The sequence below is a fragment of the Streptomyces sp. NPDC090021 genome (assembly GCF_044748225.1).
Lineage (GTDB): Bacteria > Actinomycetota > Actinomycetes > Streptomycetales > Streptomycetaceae > Streptomyces.
The window spans coordinates 94,957-116,362 of the sequence record NZ_JBIVFO010000019.1 but is presented as its reverse complement, the minus strand read 5'-3'; the positions used below and the strand labels follow the sequence as shown (position 1 = coordinate 116,362).

The 21,406-nt window shown below is 73.6% G+C and carries 18 protein-coding genes, 1 pseudogene and 1 riboswitch; of the genes and pseudogenes, 7 read left to right on the top strand and 12 right to left on the bottom strand.

Annotation, left to right across the window (positions count from 1 at the left end):
• The first annotated feature begins 276 nt into the window (after nucleotides 1–276).
• The 3 genes and pseudogenes from ACIPXC_RS17595 to ACIPXC_RS17585 all read left to right on the top strand — a co-directional run.
• Complete coding sequence (locus tag ACIPXC_RS17595) at nucleotides 277–2,505, top strand: alkaline phosphatase family protein (protein WP_401618644.1); 2,229 nt, start codon at nucleotides 277–279, stop codon at nucleotides 2,503–2,505.
• A 75-nt stretch (nucleotides 2,506–2,580) separates the two neighbouring features.
• Complete coding sequence (locus ACIPXC_RS17590; RefSeq protein ID WP_401618559.1) at nucleotides 2,581–3,972, top strand: amino acid permease; 1,392 nt, start codon at nucleotides 2,581–2,583, stop codon at nucleotides 3,970–3,972.
• 83 nt (nucleotides 3,973–4,055) lie between these two features.
• A pseudogene (locus ACIPXC_RS17585) lies at nucleotides 4,056–4,163 on the top strand (MoxR family ATPase); the annotation flags it as partial.
• A 103-nt stretch (nucleotides 4,164–4,266) separates the two neighbouring features.
• Here the strand turns inward: ACIPXC_RS17585 and ACIPXC_RS17580 are convergent.
• Together ACIPXC_RS17580 and ACIPXC_RS17575 are read right to left on the bottom strand one after the other, a co-directional pair.
• Nucleotides 4,267–5,853, bottom strand: coding sequence for an RNA polymerase sigma factor (locus ACIPXC_RS17580; protein ID WP_401618556.1), 1,587 nt, complete (start codon nucleotides 5,851–5,853; stop codon nucleotides 4,267–4,269).
• A gap of 214 nt (nucleotides 5,854–6,067) precedes the next feature.
• Nucleotides 6,068–6,829, bottom strand: a complete 762-nt coding sequence (locus ACIPXC_RS17575; protein ID WP_401618553.1) for a methyltransferase domain-containing protein — start codon at nucleotides 6,827–6,829, stop codon at nucleotides 6,068–6,070.
• Nucleotides 6,830–6,886: 57 nt separating this feature from the next.
• Nucleotides 6,887–6,990, top strand: a riboswitch (ZMP/ZTP riboswitch).
• Between the two features lie 85 nt (nucleotides 6,991–7,075).
• Here ACIPXC_RS17575 and ACIPXC_RS17570 point away from each other — a divergent pair.
• Complete coding sequence (locus tag ACIPXC_RS17570) at nucleotides 7,076–7,921, top strand: bifunctional 5,10-methylenetetrahydrofolate dehydrogenase/5,10-methenyltetrahydrofolate cyclohydrolase (RefSeq protein ID WP_401618641.1); 846 nt, start codon at nucleotides 7,076–7,078, stop codon at nucleotides 7,919–7,921.
• A gap of 92 nt (nucleotides 7,922–8,013) precedes the next feature.
• Here the strand turns inward: ACIPXC_RS17570 and ACIPXC_RS17565 are convergent, their stop codons facing one another.
• Nucleotides 8,014–9,564, bottom strand: a complete 1,551-nt coding sequence (locus ACIPXC_RS17565; RefSeq protein ID WP_401618550.1) for an NAD(P)/FAD-dependent oxidoreductase — start codon at nucleotides 9,562–9,564, stop codon at nucleotides 8,014–8,016.
• 337 nt (nucleotides 9,565–9,901) lie between these two features.
• Nucleotides 9,902–10,927, bottom strand: a complete 1,026-nt coding sequence (locus tag ACIPXC_RS17560) for a hypothetical protein (protein ID WP_401618547.1) — start codon at nucleotides 10,925–10,927, stop codon at nucleotides 9,902–9,904.
• A gap of 258 nt (nucleotides 10,928–11,185) precedes the next feature.
• Between ACIPXC_RS17560 and ACIPXC_RS17555 the strand changes: the two genes are divergently transcribed.
• Entirely contained in the window at nucleotides 11,186–11,602 is a 417-nt protein-coding gene (locus ACIPXC_RS17555; protein ID WP_401618544.1) for a hypothetical protein, read from the top strand.
• Here the strand turns inward: ACIPXC_RS17555 and ACIPXC_RS17550 are convergent.
• The gene (locus ACIPXC_RS17550) at nucleotides 11,588–12,382 is read right to left on the bottom strand and encodes a helix-turn-helix domain-containing protein (RefSeq protein ID WP_401618541.1); all 795 of its coding nucleotides are present in this window, start codon (nucleotides 12,380–12,382) and stop codon (nucleotides 11,588–11,590) included. The two genes, ACIPXC_RS17555 and ACIPXC_RS17550, sit on opposite strands and share 15 nt — an antisense overlap.
• A gap of 47 nt (nucleotides 12,383–12,429) precedes the next feature.
• On the bottom strand, nucleotides 12,430–14,241 hold the full coding sequence (locus ACIPXC_RS17545; RefSeq protein WP_401618638.1) for an FAD-dependent oxidoreductase: 1,812 nt from the start codon (nucleotides 14,239–14,241) through the stop codon (nucleotides 12,430–12,432).
• Nucleotides 14,242–14,414: 173 nt separating this feature from the next.
• Between ACIPXC_RS17545 and ACIPXC_RS17540 the strand changes: the two genes are divergently transcribed.
• On the top strand, nucleotides 14,415–14,720 hold the full coding sequence (locus tag ACIPXC_RS17540; protein ID WP_401618538.1) for a 4a-hydroxytetrahydrobiopterin dehydratase: 306 nt from the start codon (nucleotides 14,415–14,417) through the stop codon (nucleotides 14,718–14,720).
• Between the two features lie 29 nt (nucleotides 14,721–14,749).
• A complete protein-coding gene (locus tag ACIPXC_RS17535; protein WP_401618635.1) occupies nucleotides 14,750–15,484 on the top strand; it encodes a class I SAM-dependent methyltransferase in 735 nt (244 codons plus the stop codon).
• A 27-nt stretch (nucleotides 15,485–15,511) separates the two neighbouring features.
• Here the strand turns inward: ACIPXC_RS17535 and ACIPXC_RS17530 are convergent, their stop codons facing one another.
• The 6 genes from ACIPXC_RS17530 to ACIPXC_RS17505 form a co-directional block, all read right to left on the bottom strand.
• Entirely contained in the window at nucleotides 15,512–15,937 is a 426-nt protein-coding gene (locus ACIPXC_RS17530) for an RICIN domain-containing protein (protein ID WP_401618535.1), read from the bottom strand.
• Between the two features lie 11 nt (nucleotides 15,938–15,948).
• Nucleotides 15,949–16,797: an aldo/keto reductase gene (locus ACIPXC_RS17525; RefSeq protein ID WP_401618532.1), complete on the bottom strand. Its 849-nt coding sequence runs from the start codon at nucleotides 16,795–16,797 to the stop codon at nucleotides 15,949–15,951.
• Nucleotides 16,798–16,951: 154 nt separating this feature from the next.
• A complete protein-coding gene (locus ACIPXC_RS17520; protein ID WP_401618529.1) occupies nucleotides 16,952–17,722 on the bottom strand; it encodes an ABC transporter ATP-binding protein in 771 nt (256 codons plus the stop codon).
• Nucleotides 17,719–18,249 (bottom strand): ATP-binding cassette domain-containing protein, encoded by a 531-nt coding sequence (locus ACIPXC_RS17515; protein WP_401618527.1) that lies wholly within the window; start codon nucleotides 18,247–18,249, stop codon nucleotides 17,719–17,721. The genes ACIPXC_RS17520 and ACIPXC_RS17515 overlap by 4 nt, the downstream gene beginning before the upstream one ends.
• 78 nt (nucleotides 18,250–18,327) lie before the next feature.
• Entirely contained in the window at nucleotides 18,328–20,151 is a 1,824-nt protein-coding gene (locus ACIPXC_RS17510) for an AMP-dependent synthetase/ligase (RefSeq protein ID WP_401618524.1), read from the bottom strand.
• Nucleotides 20,152–20,459: 308 nt separating this feature from the next.
• Nucleotides 20,460–21,311 (bottom strand): LysR substrate-binding domain-containing protein, encoded by an 852-nt coding sequence (locus ACIPXC_RS17505; RefSeq protein ID WP_401618521.1) that lies wholly within the window; start codon nucleotides 21,309–21,311, stop codon nucleotides 20,460–20,462.
• Between the last annotated feature and the right edge of the window lie 95 nt (nucleotides 21,312–21,406).

The following is a 21,406-nucleotide window of genomic DNA, read 5'->3' as shown; positions in this document are numbered from 1 at the left end:
ACCTGACGGCACCTGACGGCACCTGACGGCACCTGACGGCGGCGACGGCGCCCCGGCGCGCGCCCCCGGCCCCGCACCGCCCCACCACACACCCACGCACCGCCCCACCACGCACCCCCCGCCCCCGTACGCCGTCGTCCGGCCGGGCCGCCCGCGCTGTGCGAGCCTGGAGGGGGAGACGACCCAGGGGGTGGCACGGTGCGGCGACGACTGTGGCGGAGCACGGGCAGCACCCTGGTGCGGGTGATCCTCGTCTGGGCGGTGTCCACCCTCACGATGCTCGCGCTGGCCGGGATCCTCCCGGACTTCCGGCTGCAGTCCGACGACGGCGACAGCATCACCCGGATCGGCATCACGGCGGCCTGGGGCGCCGGAGCCTTCGCCCTGCTGAGCGCCGTGGTCTGGCCGGTGCTCGTACGGGCCCTGCTGCTCGTGCCCGCCCTCGTGCTCGGGCTGCTCGTCTTCTTCCTGAACGGCTCGCTCCTGCTGCTCGCGCTCCGGCTGATCCCCGACGGGCGGGGCGAGGCCGCCCCCGAGACCGCGGTCGTCGTCGCCGCCGTGATGTCCGCCGTGGCCTCCGCGACCTCCACCGCCCTCGCGGTGCGTGACGACGAGGCGTACCGGCGCAGGCTCTACCGGCTGGCCGACCGCCGCCGACGGCGGCAGGGCGACGGGGCGGCGCCCCGGACCGGTCCGGCCGTGCCCGGACTGCTGGTCCTCCAGCTCGACGGGGTCGGCTACGAGGTGCTGCGCGACGCCTGCAACAGCGCGCTGATGCCCACCGTCGCCGGCCTGCTGGAGCACAGCCACCGCATCACCTCCTGGCGTACGGACTGGTCGAGCCAGACCGGCGCCAGCCAGCTCGGCATCCTGCACGGCTCCACCTTCGACGTGCCCGCCTTCCGCTGGTACGAGAAGGACACCGGCGAGGTGATGGTCTGCAACCGGCCCACCAGCGCCGCGGAGCTCCAGCGGCGGGCCGTCGCGCGCACTGGTGGCGGCGGGCTGCTCACGTTCGACGGCGCCAGCCGGGGCAACCTCTTCAGCGGCGGCGCGGACCAGCTGGCGCTGGTCCTCTCGGTGTCGGCGCGGCGCGGCCGTGCCAACCGGTCCCGCGCCGGCTACTTCGCGTACTTCTCCGACCCGGCCAACGCCGTCCGCACGGCCCTGTCCTTCGTCGCCGACACGATCCGCGAGATCGTCCAGTCGCTGCGGGCACGGATCCGCGGGGACCGGCCCCGGGTCTCGCGCGCTGGGCTCTATCCGCTGATCCGGGCCTTCGCGACCGTCGTCGAACGGGACGTGGTCGTGGCGGCCGTGATCGGCGACATGCTCGCGGGCCGCACCGTCGTCTACGCCGACCTCGTCGCCTACGACGAGGTCGCGCACCACTCCGGCCCGCGCGGCTGGGACACCGACCAGGTACTGGAGCGCCTCGACCGCAGCCTCGCGCTGATCGCCCGGGTCGCCGAGCACGCGCCCCGCCCCTACCGGATCGTGCTGCTCTCCGACCACGGGCAGAGCCCCGGGGAGACCTTCCTGGCCCGGTACGGGCTGACCCTCAAGGACCTGGTGAGGGCGGGCTGCGGACTGCCCGTCTCCCGCAGGGCGGGCCGTACCCGCAGCGGGGCCGAGGCCCGCGCGGCGGTGCTCGCGGCCCTCCACCGGCCGGTGGAGGAGGACGAGGAGGCGCTCCCGGGGCCGGGTTCCGACCCGGTGGTGCTGGCTTCCGGCAACCTTGCGCTGATCTCCTTCCCGGACATGCCCGGCCGGGCCTCCCGGGCCCGCATCGAGCGCGCGCATCCCGCGCTGCTGGCGACCCTGGCGAACCATCCGGGTGTCGGCTTCCTGCTGGTGGACGGGGTGGTGCTGGGCCCGGGCGGGGCCGAGGCCCGGCTGGACGTGCCGGGCGAGGCGGAGGAGCTGCTCGCGGCCTTCGGTCCGGGCGCGGCCGCGGCCGTCCGCCGGACCGACTCCTTCCCGCACGTGGCCGACATCATGGTCAACTCGGCGTACGACCCGGACACGGGGGCGGTGCACGCCTTCGAGGAGCAGATCGGCTCGCACGGCGGCCTGGGCGGGGCGCAGGGCCGCCCCTTCCTGATGTGGCCCACGGAACTGTCGGACCCGGGGGAGGAGCCGGTCGGCGCGGAGGCGGTGCACGGCGTACTGCGCCGCTGGCTGGCCGAGACGGACGGCCCCCAGATCCCGGTGGTTCCGCCGGAGCACGGGTGGGCGGGGGAGCCCGCGGCACCCCTGGACGAGGAGCCGGCGCCCCTCCACGCGGGACGGTACGCGCCCGCCCCGCCCGCCCGGGACGCCGCCGCCCCGCCCGCCCGTGACGCCGCCGCGCCCGGCCGGGATGCCGCCGCCGCGCCCGCCCGGGACGCGGAGACGGCCGGACGGGAGACCTCGCGCGGGGCACCGAAGGATTCCCCGCCGGAAGGCCCGCTCGGTGGAATCCTTCCGTCCGACGGCGTGTCCGCACGGGACGAAACCCGCTGATTTGGTGCGTCCCGCAGGGTGGCCGACCATGTGTCGACCCGCCCACCATGTGAGACGACCCGAGGCGCACCACCGATGACCAGCACCGCAGCCCTGCCCGCAGAGGCCACCGCACCCCCCGAGGCCACCGCATCCCCCGAGCAGGGCCGCGACCCCCATGCCCGACGCTTCGGCCTGCCCGTCGCGACCTGTCTGGTCATGGGCAACATCATCGGCGGCGGAATCTTCCTCCTCCCCGCCTCCGTCGCTCCCTTCGGCACCATCAGCCTCGTCGCCTTCGCGATCCTCACGCTCGGAGCCATCGCCCTCGCGCTCGTCTTCGGCCGTCTCGCCCACCGCCACCCCCGGACCGGCGGCCCGTACGTCTACGCCCGCGCCGCCTTCGGCGACTTCGCCGGCTTCCTCGCCGCCTGGAGCTACTGGATCACCTCCTGGGTGTCGAACGCGGCCCTCGCCGTCGCATCGGTCGGCTACCTCTCCGTCCTCTTCCCGGCCATCGGTGAGCACAAGTGGTCCATGTGCCTGGCGGCCCTGGCCATGCAGTGGCTTCCGGCGCTCGCCAACCTGGCGGGCACCCGCTACGTCGGCGCGGTCCAACTCGTCGCCACCGTGCTGAAGTTCGCCCCGCTGCTGCTGGTCGCCGTGGGCGGGCTGTTCTTCTTCGACCCCGCCAACCTCGGCCCGTTCCAGGCCACCGGCCAGAGCCCCGCCGGCGCGCTCTCCGCCTCCGCGGCCATCCTCCTCTTCAGCTACCTCGGCGTGGAGTCGGCCGCCGTCAGCGCCGGGGAGGTCCGCGATCCCGCCCGCAACGTCGGCCGCGCCACGATCCTCGGCACCACCGGTGCGGCCGTCGTCTACCTGCTCGGCACCCTCTCCGTCTTCGGTCTCGTGGCCCACGAGAAGCTGCTCACCTCCGAAGCCCCCTTCACCGACGCCGTCAACGCCATGTTCGGCGGCACCTGGGGCGGCACGCTCGTCGCCTGCGCCGCCGTGATCTCGATGGCCGGCGCCCTCAACGGCTGGACCCTGCTCAGCGCCCAGACCCCGTACGCCGCCGCCAAGGACGGGCTCTTCCCGCAGGCCTTCGGCAGGAAGCAGCGCGGTGTCCCGGTGGTCGGCGTCGTCGTCACGACCTCCCTGGCCTCCGCCCTGACCGTCTACAACTACACGGCCGGCTCCGAGGGCGTCTTCGAGATCCTGGTCCTCGTCACCACCTTCACCGCGACCGTCCCCTACCTGCTCTCCACCGCCGCGCAGATCTACTTCCTGCTCTCCGGCCAGGGCGAGCGCGTCCACCGGGGACGCCTGGTCCGCGACGGCGCCCTCGCCGTCCTGGCCTTCGGCTTCTCCATGTGGCTGGTGGCCGGCTCCGGATACGCCGCCGTCTACCAGGGCGTGCTCTTCCTCTTCGCGGGCGTCGCCGTCTACGCCGTCATGGCGGCCCGCAGGCAGCGCTCGGCCGGCTGACCCGCGAGGGCGGTACGGCAGGACGGGGCGCCGGGCCCGGCACCCGGGAAACCGGATGCCGGGCGGTGCGCGGTGCGTCCACAGACGAGCTCAACGCCGCCGGCCCGGACGTGCAGAAGGCCTTCTACTCGCTGATCCTCGGCCGCCGGATCGGCTCCTACGAGCTGCCCGCCGGCTCCATCGTCATCGGCTTCCGCCTCACCTGACGGCCGTCAGCAGTCCGGGCGCACGGCCGTCATGACGAAGCCCCCGCACCGCCGGACGGCGGTGCGGGGGCTTCGCGGGGGTATCGACTCAGTCGAGGTAGTCGCGCAGGACCTGCGAGCGCGACGGGTGGCGGAGCTTGGACATGGTCTTCGACTCGATCTGGCGGATGCGCTCACGGGTGACCCCGTACACGCGGCCGATCTCGTCGAGGGTCTTCGGCTGGCCGTCGTTGAGGCCGTAGCGCATGGAGACCACGCCCGCCTCGCGCTCCGAGAGCGTGCCCAGGATCGACTGGAGCTGCTCCTGGAGGAAGGTGAACGAGACCGCGTCCGCCGGCACGACCGCCTCGGAGTCCTCGATGAGGTCACCGAACTCGCTGTCGCCCTCCTCACCCAGCGGGGTGTGCAGGGAGATCGGCTCACGGCCGTACTTCTGGACCTCGATGACCTTCTCGGGGGTCATGTCGAGCTCCTTGCCCAGCTCCTCCGGAGTGGGCTCCCGGCCGAGGTCCTGCAGCATCTGGCGCTGCACGCGGGCGAGCTTGTTGATGATCTCGACCATGTGGACGGGGATGCGGATGGTGCGCGACTGGTCGGCCATGGCGCGCGTGATCGCCTGCCGGATCCACCAGGTCGCATACGTGGAGAACTTGAAGCCCTTGGTGTAGTCGAATTTCTCCACGGCGCGGATCAGGCCGACGTTGCCCTCCTGGATCAGGTCCAGGAAGAGCATGCCGCGGCCGGTGTAGCGCTTGGCGAGGGAGACCACGAGGCGGAGGTTGGCCTCCAGCAGGTGGTTCTTCGCCCGGCGGCCGTCCTCGACGAGGATCTCCAGCTCGCGCTTGAAGGCGGGCTTGTGGTCCTCCTCCTCCTCGAGCTTGTACTCGGAGAAGAGACCGGCCTCGATGCGCTTGGCGAGCTCGACCTCCTGCTCGGCGTTGAGGAGCGGCACCTTGCCGATCAGCTTGAGGTAGTCCTTGACCGGGTCGGCGGTGGCACCGGCCACCATGACCGTCTGCGCCGGGGCGTCGTCCTCGTCATCGTCGGACAGCACGAAGCCCTGGGCACCGGCCTTGGGGGCCTCCTCCTCGGCCTCGTCGACGAGGTCCTCGGCGGCCCAGTCCTCGCCCTCGACGGCCGGGTTCTCGCCCTCGTCGGCGTCCTTGGCGGCGGTCTTCTTCGCCGCCGCGGTCTTCTTCACGGCGGTCTTCTTGGCGGCGGTCTTCTTGACCGTGCGCTTCTTCGGCTCGGCGGCGGCCTCGGCCGGCGCCGCCGCCTCCGCAGCCGCGGCGGCCGACGGAGCGGATATCGCCGAGGCAGTGGACGTGACGGTGGTGGCCGCGGTCTTGCGCGCACCGATGGGGCGCGGCGCGGCGGCGGCCTTCTTGGTCACGGTACGGGCGGGGGCGGCGGCAGCCTTGCGGGGCTTCTTCGCGGCAGCCTTGGTGGCGGGGGCCGCGCTGACGTGAAGGGCGACACCCTCCTCGTCGAGGACCTGGTTCAGGCTGCGCAGGACCCGCTTCCACTGGTCCACCGGGATGCGGCCGGCCTCGAAGGCCTGGCGCACGTCGTCACCGTTGATGTGACCCTGCTCGCGGCCGCGCTCGACGAGCGCGACGAGGGCCTCGGATTCGGCGATCTCCGGAGGGAACGTACGGGACGGGCTGAGCGACACAAGGAGCCTCTCGTTGCGAACAGATAAGGGGTGGGCGGGACATCATCGCGCGAACTCGGGAAACAGACCCGAGGGGGGTCTGTATTCCGGGCCGCGCGAGGACACCTGTCGGTTCATCGCCTGCCCGAGTCGATTCGTTACGCGCTGAATTGAGTGACCTGCGCCACGCTACGGCAGGGCAACCGGATCGGGCGTGGATCCGTCGCCCTCCACATCAGTCCGTTTTGCGGGCCTCGATCAGGAAACGGGCGGTATGTGCGACGAACGGGCCGTCGCGCTCGATCCGTTCGTGCAGCTCGCGCAAGCGGTCCCGGTACTGCCCGACCGTGAAGCCGGGCACCATCCAGATCACCTTCCGCAGGAAGTAGATCACGGCTCCGATGTCGTGGAACTCGGTGCGCAGTCGTTCCGAGCGCAGGTCGAGGACCTCCAGACCAGCCTTGGCGGCGTCGGCGGCGGCGTCGTCGGGATGCCGGGCGCGCCGGACCTCCTCGGGCTGGGGCCCGAGGAAGTACTCGACGAGTTCGAAGACGCTCGCCGGGCCGACCTGCTGCGAGAGGTACGTGCCGCCGGGTGTCAGCACCCGGGCGATCTCGTCCCACCAGATGGTCACCGGGTGCCGGCTGGTCACCAGCTCGAAGGCCTCGTCGCCGAAGGGCAGGGGCGGCTCGTCGGCGTCCGCGACCACCACCGCGCCCAGCGGGTGCAGCAGCCGGGTCGCCCGCTCGACGTTGGGGGGCCAGGACTCCGTGGCCGCCATCAGGGGCGGCAGGGGCCCGGACCCGGCGAGGACCTCGCCGCCGCCGGTCTGGATGTCCAGGGCGGAGCGGACCCGGGCCAGGCGCTCGGCCATCAGGCGCTGGTAGCCCCACGAGGGACGCTGTTCGGTGGCCCGCCCGTCGAGCCAGGAGAAGTCCCAGCCGTCCACGGACACGGACTCGGCCTCGGCGACAAGATGGTCGAAAGTGCGCGTCATGTACTGATCGTCGCAGGTCGGGCGCCGGGCGACCACCGGTTTGGTGGACTACAGTGGTCGGCGGGCCGTGACTGGCGTTCGGGTGGATCACCACCGGGGAGCGGCCCGGCGCACCCGAGGACCTCCGGTGGCGTCGACTGCCGCGCGCCTGGGCGAACCGCGAACCGCGACCGCGATCCGCAGCGACGTTCAGGAGATCCCGTGACGACTGCCCAGACCGCCCCCGCCGCCGGCACCGCCCGGCTGATGGACGGCACCGCCCTCGCCCGCCGCGTCTCGGAGCGGACCGCCGCCCTCGCGGCGAAGATCACCGAGCGCACCGGTACCGCGCCCTGCCTCGCCACCGTGCTGGTCGGGGAGGACCCCGCCTCCGTCACCTACGTCCGCATGAAGCAGAACCGCTGCGCGAAGGCCGGAATCACCTCCCGCCACGTGGAGCTGCCGGCCTCGACGACCACGCAGGAGCTGGTCGCGGCGATCACGGCCCTCTCCGAGGACCCGGAGATCAGCGGCATCCTGCTCCAGCACCCGGTCCCGCACCACATCGACGAGCGCGCCGCCTTCGAGGCCATCGCCCCCGGCAAGGACGTCGACGGCGTCACCATGCACTCCTTCGCGGCCATGGGCTTCGGCCTGCCGGGCTTCGTCTCCTGCACCCCGGGCGGCATCATGCGGCTGCTCGCCGAGTACGACGTGGACCTGACCGGCAAGCACGCCGTGGTCGTCGGCCGCAGCGCCATCCTCGGCAAGCCGGCCGGCATGCTGCTGCTGGAGCAGAACGCCACCGTCACCTACTGCCACTCCCGCACCCGGGACCTCTCCTCGATCGTGCGCCAGGCGGACGTGCTGGTCGCCGCCGTCGGCAAGGCCGAGTTCATCCGGGGCGAGGACATCAAGCCGGGCGCGGTGGTCCTGGACGCCGGCTACAACGAGGGCAACGTCGGCGACGTCCACTTCGAGTCGGCGGCGGCCCGTGCCTCGCTGATCACTCCCGTGCCGGGCGGTGTCGGCCCGATGACCATCGCCGTCCTGCTGGAGCAGACGGTGCGGGCCGCGGCCGCGCAGGCCGGGCTGGACCTCGCGGACCTCTGAGCCGCTCCGCCGTATCGCGCGGCGCCCCGGACCCCGGTCCGGGGCGCCGCGCGTTTCTCAGGCCACCACCGGGGCGGGGTCCCGCCCGCCGCTCATCGGGCCTGTCCGACGGGGTCGGCCGGGCCGACCGGATCGGTCGCCGGGCCGGTGGGGGCGGCGGTGCCGGTGCTGCCCCCGGAGCCGCTGCCGGAGCCGGTGCTGCCGCCGGAGCCGGAGCGGGAGTCGCTCCCGCCGTGCGTGCCGGGTGTCGGGCCGAGCCCCGCGACCGCCCGCTCGGCGGCGGTGAGCGGGGGCGCCTTCAGCGCGCCCCGGTCGGAGGCGCGCATCACGTGCCAGACCACCGACGGGCGCAGCCAGTGGGTGGGCTCGATGCTCATGGTGAGGACGTTGAACAGGGCGGCGGTGAGCGCCTCGTCCGTCGTGGCTCCCGTCATCAGGCGGTTGACGTAGCCGTTGAGCACGTTGGTGCCGGCGCGCGGCTTCATCCCGGTGGCGCCCGGGTAGAGGATGTCCTGCGAGGTGGCGAGCTCCCAGGCGGTGGCGACCTGGGGCGCGATGACGCGCTGCGCCTCGCGGCCGATCCCGGGATGGGCGAGGCCCTTGTCCCGCAGCAGGGTGCGTACGGCGAGCAGACCCTGGGCGGCGACGGTCATGCCCTGCCCGTACAGCGGGTTGAAGGTGGCCACGGAGTCGCCGACGGCGAAGAAGCCGTCGGGCAGCTCGGCCTTCTCGAAGTAGACCCGGCGGTTGGCGGTGCCCTGGGTGACGGCGACGTCCGTGAGCGGCTTGCGGTGCTCCAGGAGCTCGCCGACGATCGGGTCGCGGACGGACTTGGCGAAGGGGATGAACGCGTCGGGGTCGCCGGTGGGCTGGCCGCCGCGGGTGCCGGACAGGGTGGCCTGCCACCGGCCGTTCTCGATGGGCACGATCGTGGCGGTCTGCCCGGGCACGGGCACCCGGGGGTCGGACTGCACGTTGACGATGGGGAAACCCATCTCGTGCGCGCCCGGGGGAGCCTCGAAGATCCGGGTCGCGTAGACGAGACCGGAGTCGACCTCGGCCTGCCGGATGCCGCTCACGCCGAGCGCCTGCAGCCACGTCCGGGCCCGTGAGCCGCGACCGCTGGCGTCGACCACGAGATCCGCGGTCACCAGCCGGTCCTGCTCCTCGGGAGTGTCGACGCGGACGCCGGTGACCCGGGACGCCGCGCCCTCCAGGCCCCGGACCCGGCTCCGCGTGAGGGTGGTTACCCCGGGCAGACCGGTGACGCGGGCGCGGACCACGGAGTCGAGGAGGTCGCGGCTGCAGGAGATGTTGAACTGCTTCTCGCCGCAGCGCGGGATCCAGCCCTGGGCGGTCTTGGTGACCAGGTCGGTGGGCAGGCTGCGGCGGATGGCGCCGGCCTTCGTCCAGTCGTCGGTGATACCGGGCAGGATCCGCTCGATCGCCCGGGCACCGCCCGACCACAGCAGATGGGTGTGCCGGGCCTGCGGGAGTCCGCGGCGCGGGGCCGGTCCCTCGGGCAGCGGGTCGGCGTCGATGACGGTGACCGTGGCGTGCTCGGCGAGGACAGCGGCCGCGAGGAGGCCGGCCAGGCTGCCGCCTATGACGACGGCGTGGCGGCGCGGGGAGGACTGGTTCATCGTGGCGGGCTCTCTGTCAGGGCCGTGCTGAGGGCATCGGCGTGAGGGATGCGGCGACTGGCTGGTGCTGGTCACGGCGTGGCACGGGGCTTCCCCAGCCGAGTGAGGACGTGATGCGCTCGATCGCCTCGGGGAACTGCTGCTCCCGGGGCGACGGCAGGTAGGTGCGCAGGATGGTGCCGAGGTGCAGTCCGAAGGTCTCGGCGCGGACCTCCGCCGCGTCGTGCGGAGTAGGCGGCGCACAGCGCCCCGATGATCTCCGCGACGTCGGCCGGTGGCGTCAGGCGTGCGCCCTCCAGCAGTTCGGAGCCCAGCTTGCGCATGGCCCGTGTGGTCCTCATGGTGTTTCTCCCTCGGCGGCGGCGCCCTCGTTCGGCGCCCCGCCCTTCGTGCCCCGAACTCCGAGCTGCCCCTCGCGCGCGAGGAGGTCGTCCAAGTGGTCGGCCAGTGACTTCCAGCCCTGGGGCGACAGCCGGCCGGCCCGCGTGACGATGCTCCGTACATCGTGCGCACGCAGCACGGCCAGCATCGGATTCTCCCGTTCCCGTTCCACGCACTCCAGTTCGCCCTCGATCAGCGCGAGTGCCGTGGCGAGCGCCTCGCTGTCGTCGGCGAGCAGGAAACCGCCGTCGACACCGTAGAAGCGCTGGATCCCGGCGGCCGCGGCGAGGTTCGGCATGCCCTCGCCCTGGGCGAGGCGGGTCAGCGACTGCCCCGACGCGTCGAAGGACCTGGCTATGGCCGTCAGCGAGTGGGCCTGGCCGTCCTCCCGCGGCCGGGTGCGCCGCAGGTGCTCGAACCGCTGGTGCACCTGCTCCTTCAGGGGGAGCCGGGGCGGCCGGCCGTCGAGCGTCTGCCGGACGCCCTGGGGGCTGATGCCGGTCAGGTACGAGAGATGCTCCAGCTCGTCGCGGCCGTCGGAGACGGTGGTGGCGGACAGGGCGAGGGCCCGTTCCACCGCGCTCTTGCAGTCGGCCAGCAGGAAGCCCGCGTAGACGCCGAAGAACCGCTGCACGCCGGCCGCGTGACCCATCCGCGGCAGCCCGGTGCCCGCGTTGAGCGGGCCCAGGGAGGCGCCGGGGGCGCCGAAGTCGTGGGCGATGGCGGCGAGCGGCCGTTCCCGGCCGTGTGTGTCGCGGCGGGTCGCGCGCAGCAGCCGGAACCGCTGGTGCACGCGCTGCTCCAGCGGCACTTCGGCGGCCGTGCCCGCTACCACGCGGGGGACGCGCCGGGGATCGACGCCGGACAGATGACTCAGCCGCCCCACCGCCAGCACCTCGCCGGGATCCCGGCCGCACCGCTCCGCGAGTGCCCCGACGCGGCGCCAGATCGCGGCGAGGTCGGGTCGATCGGCGGCTCGCACCTGCGGAATCTCCATATGTCGACAAGGCGTTCGAGTGGATCGGGCTGCGTGAAGCCTAGCCCCCCACCTCCGGCCGAACCACGGGAACCCCAATGTTTCCTGCCGCCCGCCTCAAAAACCGTTGGCATGACCTCGCAGGTAATCGACCCCCCGCGAGGGAGCGCGGCACAGTGGGGGCGTCGGGTTCCGGGTCCGCGCACTCGGTTCCGGGGCCCGGCCCCCACCTGGCCGTTCGACCTCGACGGAGGCTGATTCCCCATGTCCGCGACCCTGCTCTCCGGTTTCGCCCGTACCGCCGTCCCGCAGCTCGCGCTGCGCCGCTTCCTCGCCCTCGACTCCGTCGTCACCACCGGCAACGGCCTCGCCTACGTCGCCTTCTCCGCCCCGCTGGGGCGGCTGCTCGGGGTCGGTCAGGAGCTCCTCCTGGCCCTCGGCGTCCTGCTCGTGCTCTACGGCGCCGCCGTCGGCGCGCTGGCCTCGCGCCGCCGGCCCCCGGTGCTCGCCGTGAAGGCCGTCGTCGAGACCAACTACGCCTGGGCCGCGCTCAGCCTGGTGGCCCTCGTCGTCTGGTTCTCGCCGACCGTCGCCGGGACCGTGTGGATCCCGGCGCAGGCCCTCGTCGTCGCCGGCTTCGCCGTGCTCCAGCAGCTCGCCCTGCGCTCAGCCGCCGAGTGAGCGCAGGTACTTCACCGTCGCCGGGTCGGCCGGGAGCATCGTCTCGATGGCCAGCTCGGCGACGGTCACGTCCATCGGCGTGTTGAAGGTCGCGATGGAGGAGACGAAGGACAGCAGGTGGCCGTCGTGCTCGATGACCAGCGGGAGCGCGATGGACGCGACCGGTGCGCGCGGCTCGCCGTCGTCGGCGCGTTCGGCCACCGGGTAGGAGGAGACCTCCTCGTACAGCGCACGGAGCGGTTCGGAGCGGGCCAGCGCGATCTGGCGTTCCATCTGGGCGAGCAGGTGCCCCCGCCACTGGGCGAGGTTGCGGATCCTCGGGGCGAGGCCCTCGGGGTGCAGGGTGATCCGCATCGCGTTCAGCGGTGGCGTCAGCAGGTGCTCTGGCAGGCCGTCGAGCAGCATCACGATGCCCCGGTTGGCGGCTACGACGTCGTACGTGGCGTCCACCACCAGCGCCGGATAGGGCTCGTAGCCGGTCAGCAGCCGTTCGATGCCCTCGCGCAGGGTCTCCATCGAGGGGTCGTCCAGCGCGGTCTGCCCGTAGCGCGGGGCGTAACCCGCAGCCAGGAGAAGGGAGTTGCGCTCCCGGACGGGGACGTCGAGGCGGTCTGCGAGCCGCAGCACCATCTCCTCGCTCGGCCGGGACCGCCCGGTCTCGACGAAGCTGATGTGCCGGGAGGAGGAGTCGGCGCGGCCCGCCAGCTCCAACTGGCTGATGCCGCGCCGCTCCCGCCATGCGCGGAGCAGGGCGCCGACCGTGGGCGAGGAGGTGGTCATGGCCCCGACGGTAGCCGAGCCCGCCGGGCCGGGGAGCCCCGCCGCGATCAGCCGACATCGAAGACGTTGCGCAGGCCCAGGCGGTACCGCCACAGATCGTGCCGCTTGGCGGACTCCATCTCCGGAGCCCGGTACAGCGGGCGGACGGTGCACCGCGGCGCCGCCGAACCGTCGCGGTCCAGGAGGCTGTTGACGGCCGCGCGGGCCGAGGCGTTGGCGCCCTCCATCGTCGCCAGGTCGATGTCGACGGCGACGTAGTCCCCGCTGAGGAAGAAGTTCGGGACGCGCGTGCCGGCGCTCGGCCGGTTGGGGAGGGTGCCGACCGGGTGGATCAGCAGTTCGTCCTGGTTGGTGGGGTGCGGGGTGCCGAGCCCGTCCACCCCGGGGTCCAGGAACCACGAGTGCAGCTTCGAGTCCGACAGCACGGTCCTCCCGGTGTCGTTGAGCGCGGCCTTCAGCTGCGCCCACACCTCGCGCGCCACCTCGTCGCGGGTGCACTGCTTGGCCGTCTTCCCGTACAGGATCCCGGGTCTGTCCCACTCGGAGATGTCCACCGACAGGCAGTCGACCGCCGCCCCGTCGCCGTAGTCGGCGGGGAAGTCCCGCGACGGCCAGTGCTCCGCCTGCTGGATCGCGGTCAGGGACCAGGGCGAGTCGATGCAGTTGAGGTGGCCGTGCACCAGCGGGGCCCGTTCGGTGAGGTAGAACTGGATGCCGGTCATCCAGTCGGTCCGGAGCCTGTCGCAGCGCCCCAGCATCGGGTCGGCGGCCCGCAGCCCCGCGCTCCAGGTGCGGCGGGCGTGTTCGACGGGCAGGGCGCTGACGTAGTGGTCGGCGGTCACGGTGTGCCGGTCGCCGTCCGGGCCCTCGACCGCCACCCCGCTGACCCGGCCGCCTCCGTACCGCACCTCCCGTACCGTCCAGCCGATCCTGAACTCCACTCCGAGGGCACGCAGATGGGTCTCCCAGGGGCCGATCCACGCTTCGTTGGTCGGCAGGTTGAGGATCCGGTCCGGCGGGCCGTCCGCCCCGCGGCCGAGCAGGTTGAAGACGAAGGCCTCGCCCAGGGTGCCGACCGTGCGGGTGGAGGCCTCTTCCGCCTTGGTCGCCACGATGTTGCGGGTGACGCCGACGGCCAGGATGCGCTGGTACTCGTGCGACATCCGGCCGGCCCGGGTGAACTCCCACCACGGCGTGTGCTCCCAGACCTCGGTCCGCCGCTCGTCGCAGCTGGTCAGGAAGACGAGCACGCGGTCGACGAAGTACGCCGTCTCGTGCAGCGGCAGCCGGAACAGGGTCTGCAGCATGCCGGACAGGGCGCGCCGCACCTCGTCGGGGGTCAGGGCGGCGGGGGAGTGCCCGGGCCAGGGAATGGGGCCGCGCAGGTCCTCGCGGCCCCCGGCGCGGGCGAACATCATCTCGGGCGGGGCCACCAGGTTGTCCCACACGCCGCCTGCGTTGCCCGCGAAGGGGATGCGGCGCATGGTGTCGGGCAGGTTGTGGTAGATGCCGGGGATGAAGCGGAAGCCGTGCTCCGCCGGCAGTGCCCTGCGGCCGCCGCGGGCGCTGCCCGGCACGTCCATGCTGCGCGCCTTGCCCCCGAGTGCCCGGCGCTCGTAGACGGTGACGGCATAGCCGCGCTCGGCGAGTTCGTGGGCCGCGGTCAGGCCCGCCACCCCACCGCCGAGCACGGCGACGCGCCGGCCGTTCGGCGGGGGCGGCGCGGCCGGTGCGGCCGGTGCCGGGGCGGACCCGGCGACCGCGGGCGGAGCCCCCAGAACCGCCGCGGCCTGGGCCGACAGGGCCGCCGCGCCCGTGCCCGCGATGAACGTACGCCTGGAACTCCCGGAGCCGGCCATGGCGAATGCCCCCTCGTTACCGCTGGTAACAGTCACGTCGGCGCAGGAGCCTAGGGGGTGGGCGCCGGAGGCGGAAGATGCAGAAGTACCCGAGCGCACTATGGCGCGAAAGGTTCGATCCGGCGTGCGCTGTGGAAACCTTGACTACACGTCACGGGAAAGGGAGCCGGTGCATGCCGAGTGAACCGCTGTCGCAGAAGGAGATCGAGGACCGGTTGCGGGAACTCCCCGGCTGGTCCTTCGAGGACGACCGCATCATCCGTACCTACCGACTGGGCACGCATTTCGCGGCGAGCGCCCTGGTCGCCCACATCGCCTCCGTCCAGCAGGAGTTGAACCACCACTCCGATCTGACGCTCGGCTACAACACGGTGCGGCTCTCCGTGAACAGCCACGACGCCGGAGGCGTGGTCACGGAGAACGACTTCGCCCTCGCCGAGCGCGTCGAGTCCCTCGCCCCCGCCCACGGGGCGAGCTGATGACCACCCCGATAACGACCGCGAAACCCCTGCTCGACTACGACACGGAAGCCGCGTTCTACGACGCCACCCGTGGCGGCACCCCCCGCGCCGAGGCCGCCGCCGCGGCCGTCCTCAGCCTCCTTCCGGCCGAGGTCGGCACCCTCCTCGACCTCGGTTGCGGCACGGGCATCGTCACCTCCCGCCTCACCCGCCCCGGACTGCGCGTCCTGGGCGCCGACGCCTCCCACGGCATGGCCGGTGCGGCGCTGCGCCGCGGCGTCCCGGTGGCCCTCGCCGACGCCGCACGGCTGCCGGTGCGCTCGGGCTCCCTGGACGCGGTGAGCGCGGTGTGGCTGCTGCACCTGCTGCGGGAGCCGGGACTGGTGCCCGCGGTGCTCGCCGAGGCGGCCAGGGTGCTGCGGCCCGGCGGGGTCCTCGTCGCCACCGTGGACAAGGACTCCGCGCACGACGTCGGCAGCGACATCGACGCCGTGTTCGCCGCGCACCTGACCCCGACCCCCTCGGACGCCTCCGGGGAGGTCGAGGCGCACGCGGCCCGGGCGGGCCTGCGCCCCGGCGGCGAGGCGCACTTCACCGGCCACGGCCAGGGCCGCACCCCGCGCGGCTCCGCGGCGGCGCTGCTCGCCGGACGGTACGCCTCACGCATCGTCCCGCGCGGCATCACCGCGCCGGAGCTGGCCGCCCGGCTGGAACTGCTGCCCGACCAGGACACCCCGCGCCCGGAGCCGACGTACCGCCTGCGGAGCTTCGTACGGGTGTGACGCGCGGGGCCGGGGCCGGGCCGGGTGCTACGCCGGTTCCAGCCGCCACCACTGGGAGGGGGAGTCGGTGTCCTCGCCCTGCCGGACCCGGCCCTCCCCGTCGGCCTCCAGGAGCAGGCCGCTGATACAGGCGATCAGAGACACCACTCCGGGATCGTCGAGGTGCTCCTCGACGATCCACTCCTGCGCGCCGAACGCGTTGGCCCGCCACACCTGCACCCGGGCGCCGCTCTCCGTCGACGCGTTCGCCACGTCCAGACGCCGCTCGTTGTCCTCGCTCACCACGTGGAAGATCCCGCCGCCGCTGTGCACCGGCGCGATCAGCCAGCGGCGGGCGGCCGTCGGGGCGGGCGGCCCGTCCGGGCCGAGCCGCACCCGGGAGGCGCCCTCCAGCTGGAGCACCAGCCCGCTGTCCACGTTGCGGATCCGGTAGGTCCCTTCGAGAAGGTTCAACCCGGCCGCCCTCACACGTCGAATTCGGCCGGGTCCGGGCCGATCCGGCGGCCCGCCGCGCCGGCGCCCAGAGCGTCCAGGGCGGCCATCTCGGCGGCGTCCAGCCCGAAGCCGAAGACGTCCAGGTTCTCCCGGATCCGGGCGGGGGTCACGGACTTGGGGATCACGACGGTCCCGTGCTGGAGGTGCCAGCGCAGCACCACCTGCGCGGCGCTGCGGCCGTGCGCGGCGGCGATCTCGGTGACGGCCGGCAGCGACAGGAGTTCCTTGCCCTGGCCGAGCGGGGACCAGGCCTCGGTGACGATCCCGCGCGCGGTGTGCTCGGCGCGCAGCGCGGCCTGCGGGTGCAGCGGGTGCAGCTCCACCTGGTTCACGGCCGGCACCAGGGCGCTCTCGGCGGCGATCCGGTCCAGGTCCTCGGTGCGGAAGTTCGACACGCCGACGGCCTTGGCGCGGCCGCTCGCCGCGATCTCCTCGAAGGTCTTCCAGATGGCGACGAAGTCGTCGCGCATCGGGCGCGGCCAGTGGATCAGGTACAGGTCGACGTGGTCGAGACCCAGCTTGGTGAGGGAGTCGTCGAAGGCGCGCAGCACCGCGTCGCGGCCCCACGTCTGCTTCGGGCCGTTCCACAGCTTGGTGGTGACGAACAGCTCGCCCCGCGGCAGCCCGGAGGCCGCGACGGCCTTGCCGGTGCCCTTCTCGTTGCCGTAGATCGCGGCCGTGTCGATGCTGCGGTATCCGGCCTCCAGGGCGGTCCCCACGGCGTGCTCCGCCTCCGCGTCCGGCACCTGCCAGACGCCGAAACCGAGCTGGGGCATGAGCGTGCCGTTGTTGAGCCTGATGGCCGGGACCTGGTTCACGTCGGGTCGTTCCCTCACGTCGGCGCGTTGCTGCGCGGTGGTACAGCGTCGTACGAGGGGCGACAACCGGCCCCCCGTGCGACGTATTCCCGCCACCCACCCGGCCGGCGGGGCCGTCCGGGTGACTCCCCGGCCCCGTCCGTGGCCGCCCGGCTCACCCGGCCCCCAGGTACGCCTCCCTCACCAGCGGGTCCGCCCGTACCTCGGCCGGGGTGCCCTCGGCCAGCACCGTGCCGAGGTCCAGTACGACGACCCGTGTGCAGAGGTCCATCACGAAGGCCACGTCGTGCTCGACCAGCAGCACCGCACAGCCCTCCTCGGCCGCCAGCCGCCGCACCACCGCCGCGAGCCGCTCACGCTCGGGCGCCGACATCCCGGAGGCCGGTTCGTCCAGCAGCAGCACCCGTGGCGGGTCGGCCACCGCGCGCGCCAGCTCGACCATCCGTGCCTGCCCGACGGGCAGCCCGCCGGCGTACGAGGTGCTCAGCGCGCCGATGCCGCAGTCGGCCAGCACCCGCTCGCCGCGCACCCGGCGGGCCTGCTCCCGGGCCCGCCGGGCCGGGAGGGCAAGGAGGTCGGCGGCCGGACCGCCCCCGCCGCCCCGCCACTCCTGCGCCACCAGCACGTTGTCGGCCACGCTGAGCTGCCCGAACAACTGCCGGCGCTGGAACGTCCGGCGCATCCCGTTCCGGGCCCGCCACACGGGGGAACGGCGCGTGATGTCCGTCCCGTCCAGCAGGACCCGCCCCCGGTCGGGCCGGCGGATCCCCGACAGGACGTCGAACAGCGTGGTCTTCCCGGCCCCGTTGGGTCCGATCAGCCCGCACACCTCGCCCGCCCCGACCCCGAGGTCCACCCCGCTGAGCGCCCTGACGCCGCCGAACCGCACGCCGACACCGCCCGCGTGGAGCACGTAGCCGCTCATGTCCCCGTCCCCAGATAGGCCTCGGTGAGCCGGTCGGCCTCGACCTCGCCCCGGGGACCGCACCAGGCCACCCGGCCCCGGGAGAGGTAGGCCACGGTGTCGGCGACGCCCAGGATCCCCGCGGCCTTCTCCTCCACCGGGAGCAGTACGGTCCCGGCATCGCGGAACTCGGTGAGCAGCGCGTACACCTCCTCCGCGACGCGCGGAGCCAGCCCGAGTGAGGGCTCGTCCGCGATCAGCACCTCGGGCGGCCGCTGCAGCAGCGGGGCCAGCGCGAGCAGCTGCTGCTCACCGCCGGACAGGGCGCCCGCCGGCACCCCGCGGCGTTCCGCGAGCCGCGGGAAGCGGTCGTAGACGGCGGCCCGGGCAGCGGCCCCCGGCAGGTACAGGGCCAGGTTCTCCTCGATCGTGAGCGACGGGAAGATCCCCCGGCCCTCGGGGGCGAGCAGCACCCCGGCGCGTGCCCGCCGGACGGGCCCGTCGGCGGTGGCGTCCCGCCCGCGGATCCGTACCTCCCCGCCGGCCACGGGCAGCGATCCGGCGGCGACCCGGGCTCCCGGATGCCGGTCTCCGGCTGCCGGCTCCCCGGCTCCGGCCCCCCGGGATCACCTCCGGTAGAGCTCGGCGACCTCCTTCGCGTACGCCTTCTCGATCGCCCGGCGCTTGAGCTTCAGCGAAGGGGTCAGCAGCCCCCGCTCCTCGGTGAACTGCTCGGCCAGCACCCGGAAGGTGCGGATCGCCTCCGCCTGTGACACCAGGGTGTTCGCGGCCACCACCGCCCGGCGGACCTCCGCCGTCAGCTCCGGATCGCTCACGAGGTCCGCGGCCGGCATCTGCGGTCTGCCGCGCATCGACAGCCAGTGCGCTATCCCCTCGGTGTCCAGGGTGAGCAGCGCCGCGATGTACGGCCGGTCGTTGCCCACCAGCACGCACTGCGCCACCAGCGGATGCGACCGGACCCGCTCCTCCAGCGCCGCCGGGGCGACGCTCTTGCCGTTGGACGTCACCAGGATGTCCTTCTTGCGCCCGGTGATGACCAGGTAGCCGTCCTCGTCCAGCCGCCCCAGGTCCCCGGTCGCCAGCCAGCCGTCGCGCAGCACCGCCTCCGTGGCACGCGGGTCGCCCAGGTACCCGGAGAAGATGTGCCCGCCGTGCAGCCAGACCTCCCCGTCGTCCGCGATGTGCACCGTGCTGCCCGGGATCGGCCGGCCCACCGTGCCGTACTTCGTCGCCCCCGGAGGGTTCGCGGTGGCCGCGGCGCAGGACTCGGTCAGCCCGTACCCCTCGAACACCCTGATCCCGGCGCCGTCGAAGAACAGCCCGAGACGGCGGGACATCGCCGACCCGCCCGACATGGCGTACCGCACCCGGCCGCCCAGCGCCTCGCGGACCTTGCCGTAGACGAGCTTCTCGAAGAGCTGGTGCTCCATCCGCAGCGTCGCCGAGGGGCCCGGACCGGTGCCGAACGCCTTCCGCTCGCGCGCCTCCGCATACCGCACGGCCGTCTCCACGGCCCGGTCGAAGGGTCCCGTGCGGCCCTCCGCCTCCGCCTTGCGGCGGGCCGCCGCGAAGACCTTCTCGAAGACGTACGGGACACCGAGCACGAAGGTCGGCCGGAACGCCGCGAGGTCCGGCATCAGCTCGGCCGCCGCCAGCACCGGCTGGTGCCCGAGCTTGACCCGCGCCCGGACCGCGGCCACCTCCACCATCCGCCCGAAGGCATGGGCCAGCGGAAGGAACAGCAGGGTTGACGGCAGCTCGCCCTGCCGGCCCTGGAACACGGACTCCCAGCGGGCCACCAGGGTGTCCGTCTCGTACATGAAATTGGCGTGCGTGAGCACGCACCCCTTGGGCGGGCCGGTGGTCCCCGAGGTGTAGATGACGGTGGCCGTCGCGTCGGGCGTCACCGCGCCGCGGTGGCGGTGCACGACGTCCTCGGCGACCGAGCGGCCGGCCGCGACGAGGTCGTCCACCGCCCCGGCGTCCAGCTGCCACAGCAGTCTCAGGTGGGGGAGCCGGTCGATGACCGAGCCCACCGTCATGGCCTGGTCCTCGTTCTCCACGACGCAGGCCGTGCAGGCGGTGTCGTGGAGGATCCAGTGCACCTGCTCGGTGGACGACGTCGGATAGACGGGGACGGGCTGCGCGCCGATCGCCCACAGGGCGAAGTCGAACAGCGTGAACTCGTAGCGGGTACGGGACATGACGGCCACCCGGTCGCCGAAGCGCACCCCCTGGGCCAGCAGTCCCCTGGCGAGCGCCAGCACCTCGGCCGCCAGCTCGCCGGACGTCACGTCCCGCCAGACCCCCTCGGTCTTCCGGCCGAGGACCACCCGGTCCGGTTCCTCCCGGGCGTGCTGGAAGACGACGTCGGCCAGCCCGCCGACGGGCGCGCCCGTGACGACCGGTGGGACGGTGATCTCACGCAAGGCCCCGCTCCTCTCCGCGCGCCGCGGTGAACGTACCTCAGTGTCAAGGGGGGTTGATGGGCGTTCGGACACCTCCACAAGACCTCCCCAGTGATCACGCCGTTCACGCCGCTGACGTGCGGCTCGCAGGGCGCGGGCCGGTCGCCGTGCGCCCCCTGGCCACCCCCCGTGCGCCGGGCGCCGGACCGAGTCGCCGGACCGATGGGCCGGACCGTGGCGCCGGACCGACGAGCCAGGCGGTCCGACGGGCGCCCCGACGGGCGGCCTCGATCCGGGCGGTCCGCCGCGCGGTCGACGGTGCGCGGCGGTCAGCCGGAGCGGGTGAGCCGGTCCGCACCCGAGAGGACCGCCGCCACCAGCGCCTCGGCCGCGGGCGACGCACGCGGCCCGCGCAGCAGCGCGAACTCCACGGGCCCCAGCTCGGGCAGCCCCCCGACCCGCACCAACCCGGGCGGGATCAGCCCCCGCGTGTGCGCCATCACGCCCAGCCCGGCCCGGGCCGCCGCGACCAGCCCGCTCAGGCTGCCGCTCGTGCACGCGATCCGCCACGCCCGGCCCTCCCGTTCGAGCACCTCCAGGGCCCGTGCCCGGGTGATCCCGGGCGGCGGGAAGACGATCAGCGGAACCGGGCGCTCGGGATCCACCCGCAGCCCCTCCGCGCCGATCCACACCATCCTGTCCCGCCAGACCAGCCGGCCCCGCTCGTCCCCCGGACCCCGCCGCTTCGCCAGCACCAGGTCCAGGCGCCCCGCGTCCAGCCGCTCGTGCAGCGTGCCCGACAGCTCCACCGACAGCTCCAGGTCCACCTCGGGGTGCTCGTGCCGGAACCCCTCCAGGATCTCCGGCAGCCGCGACAGTACGAAGTCCTCCGACGCACCGAACCGCAGCCGCCCCCGCAGCCGCGTACCCGTGAAGAAGGCCGCCGCCCGCTCGTGCGCCTCCAGGATCGTCCGTGCGAAGCCGAGCATCGCCTCGCCGTCCTCCGTCAGCTCCACGCTGTGCGTGTCCCGCAGGAACAGTGGCCGCCCCGTCACCTCCTCCAGCCGCCGCACGTGCTGGCTCACGGTGGACTGCCGTACGCCGAGACGTCCCGCGGCCTGCGTGAAGCTCAGCGTCTGGGCCACCGTGAGGAACGTCCGCAACTGGACCGGGTCGTACATGCCCCCATCGTAGGCGGCTCATCTCGATCCGTGATGACAGTCAGAGCGGTGTACGAGTTTCCCGATCGCCGGCGCGCGCCGACCATGGAGGGGCA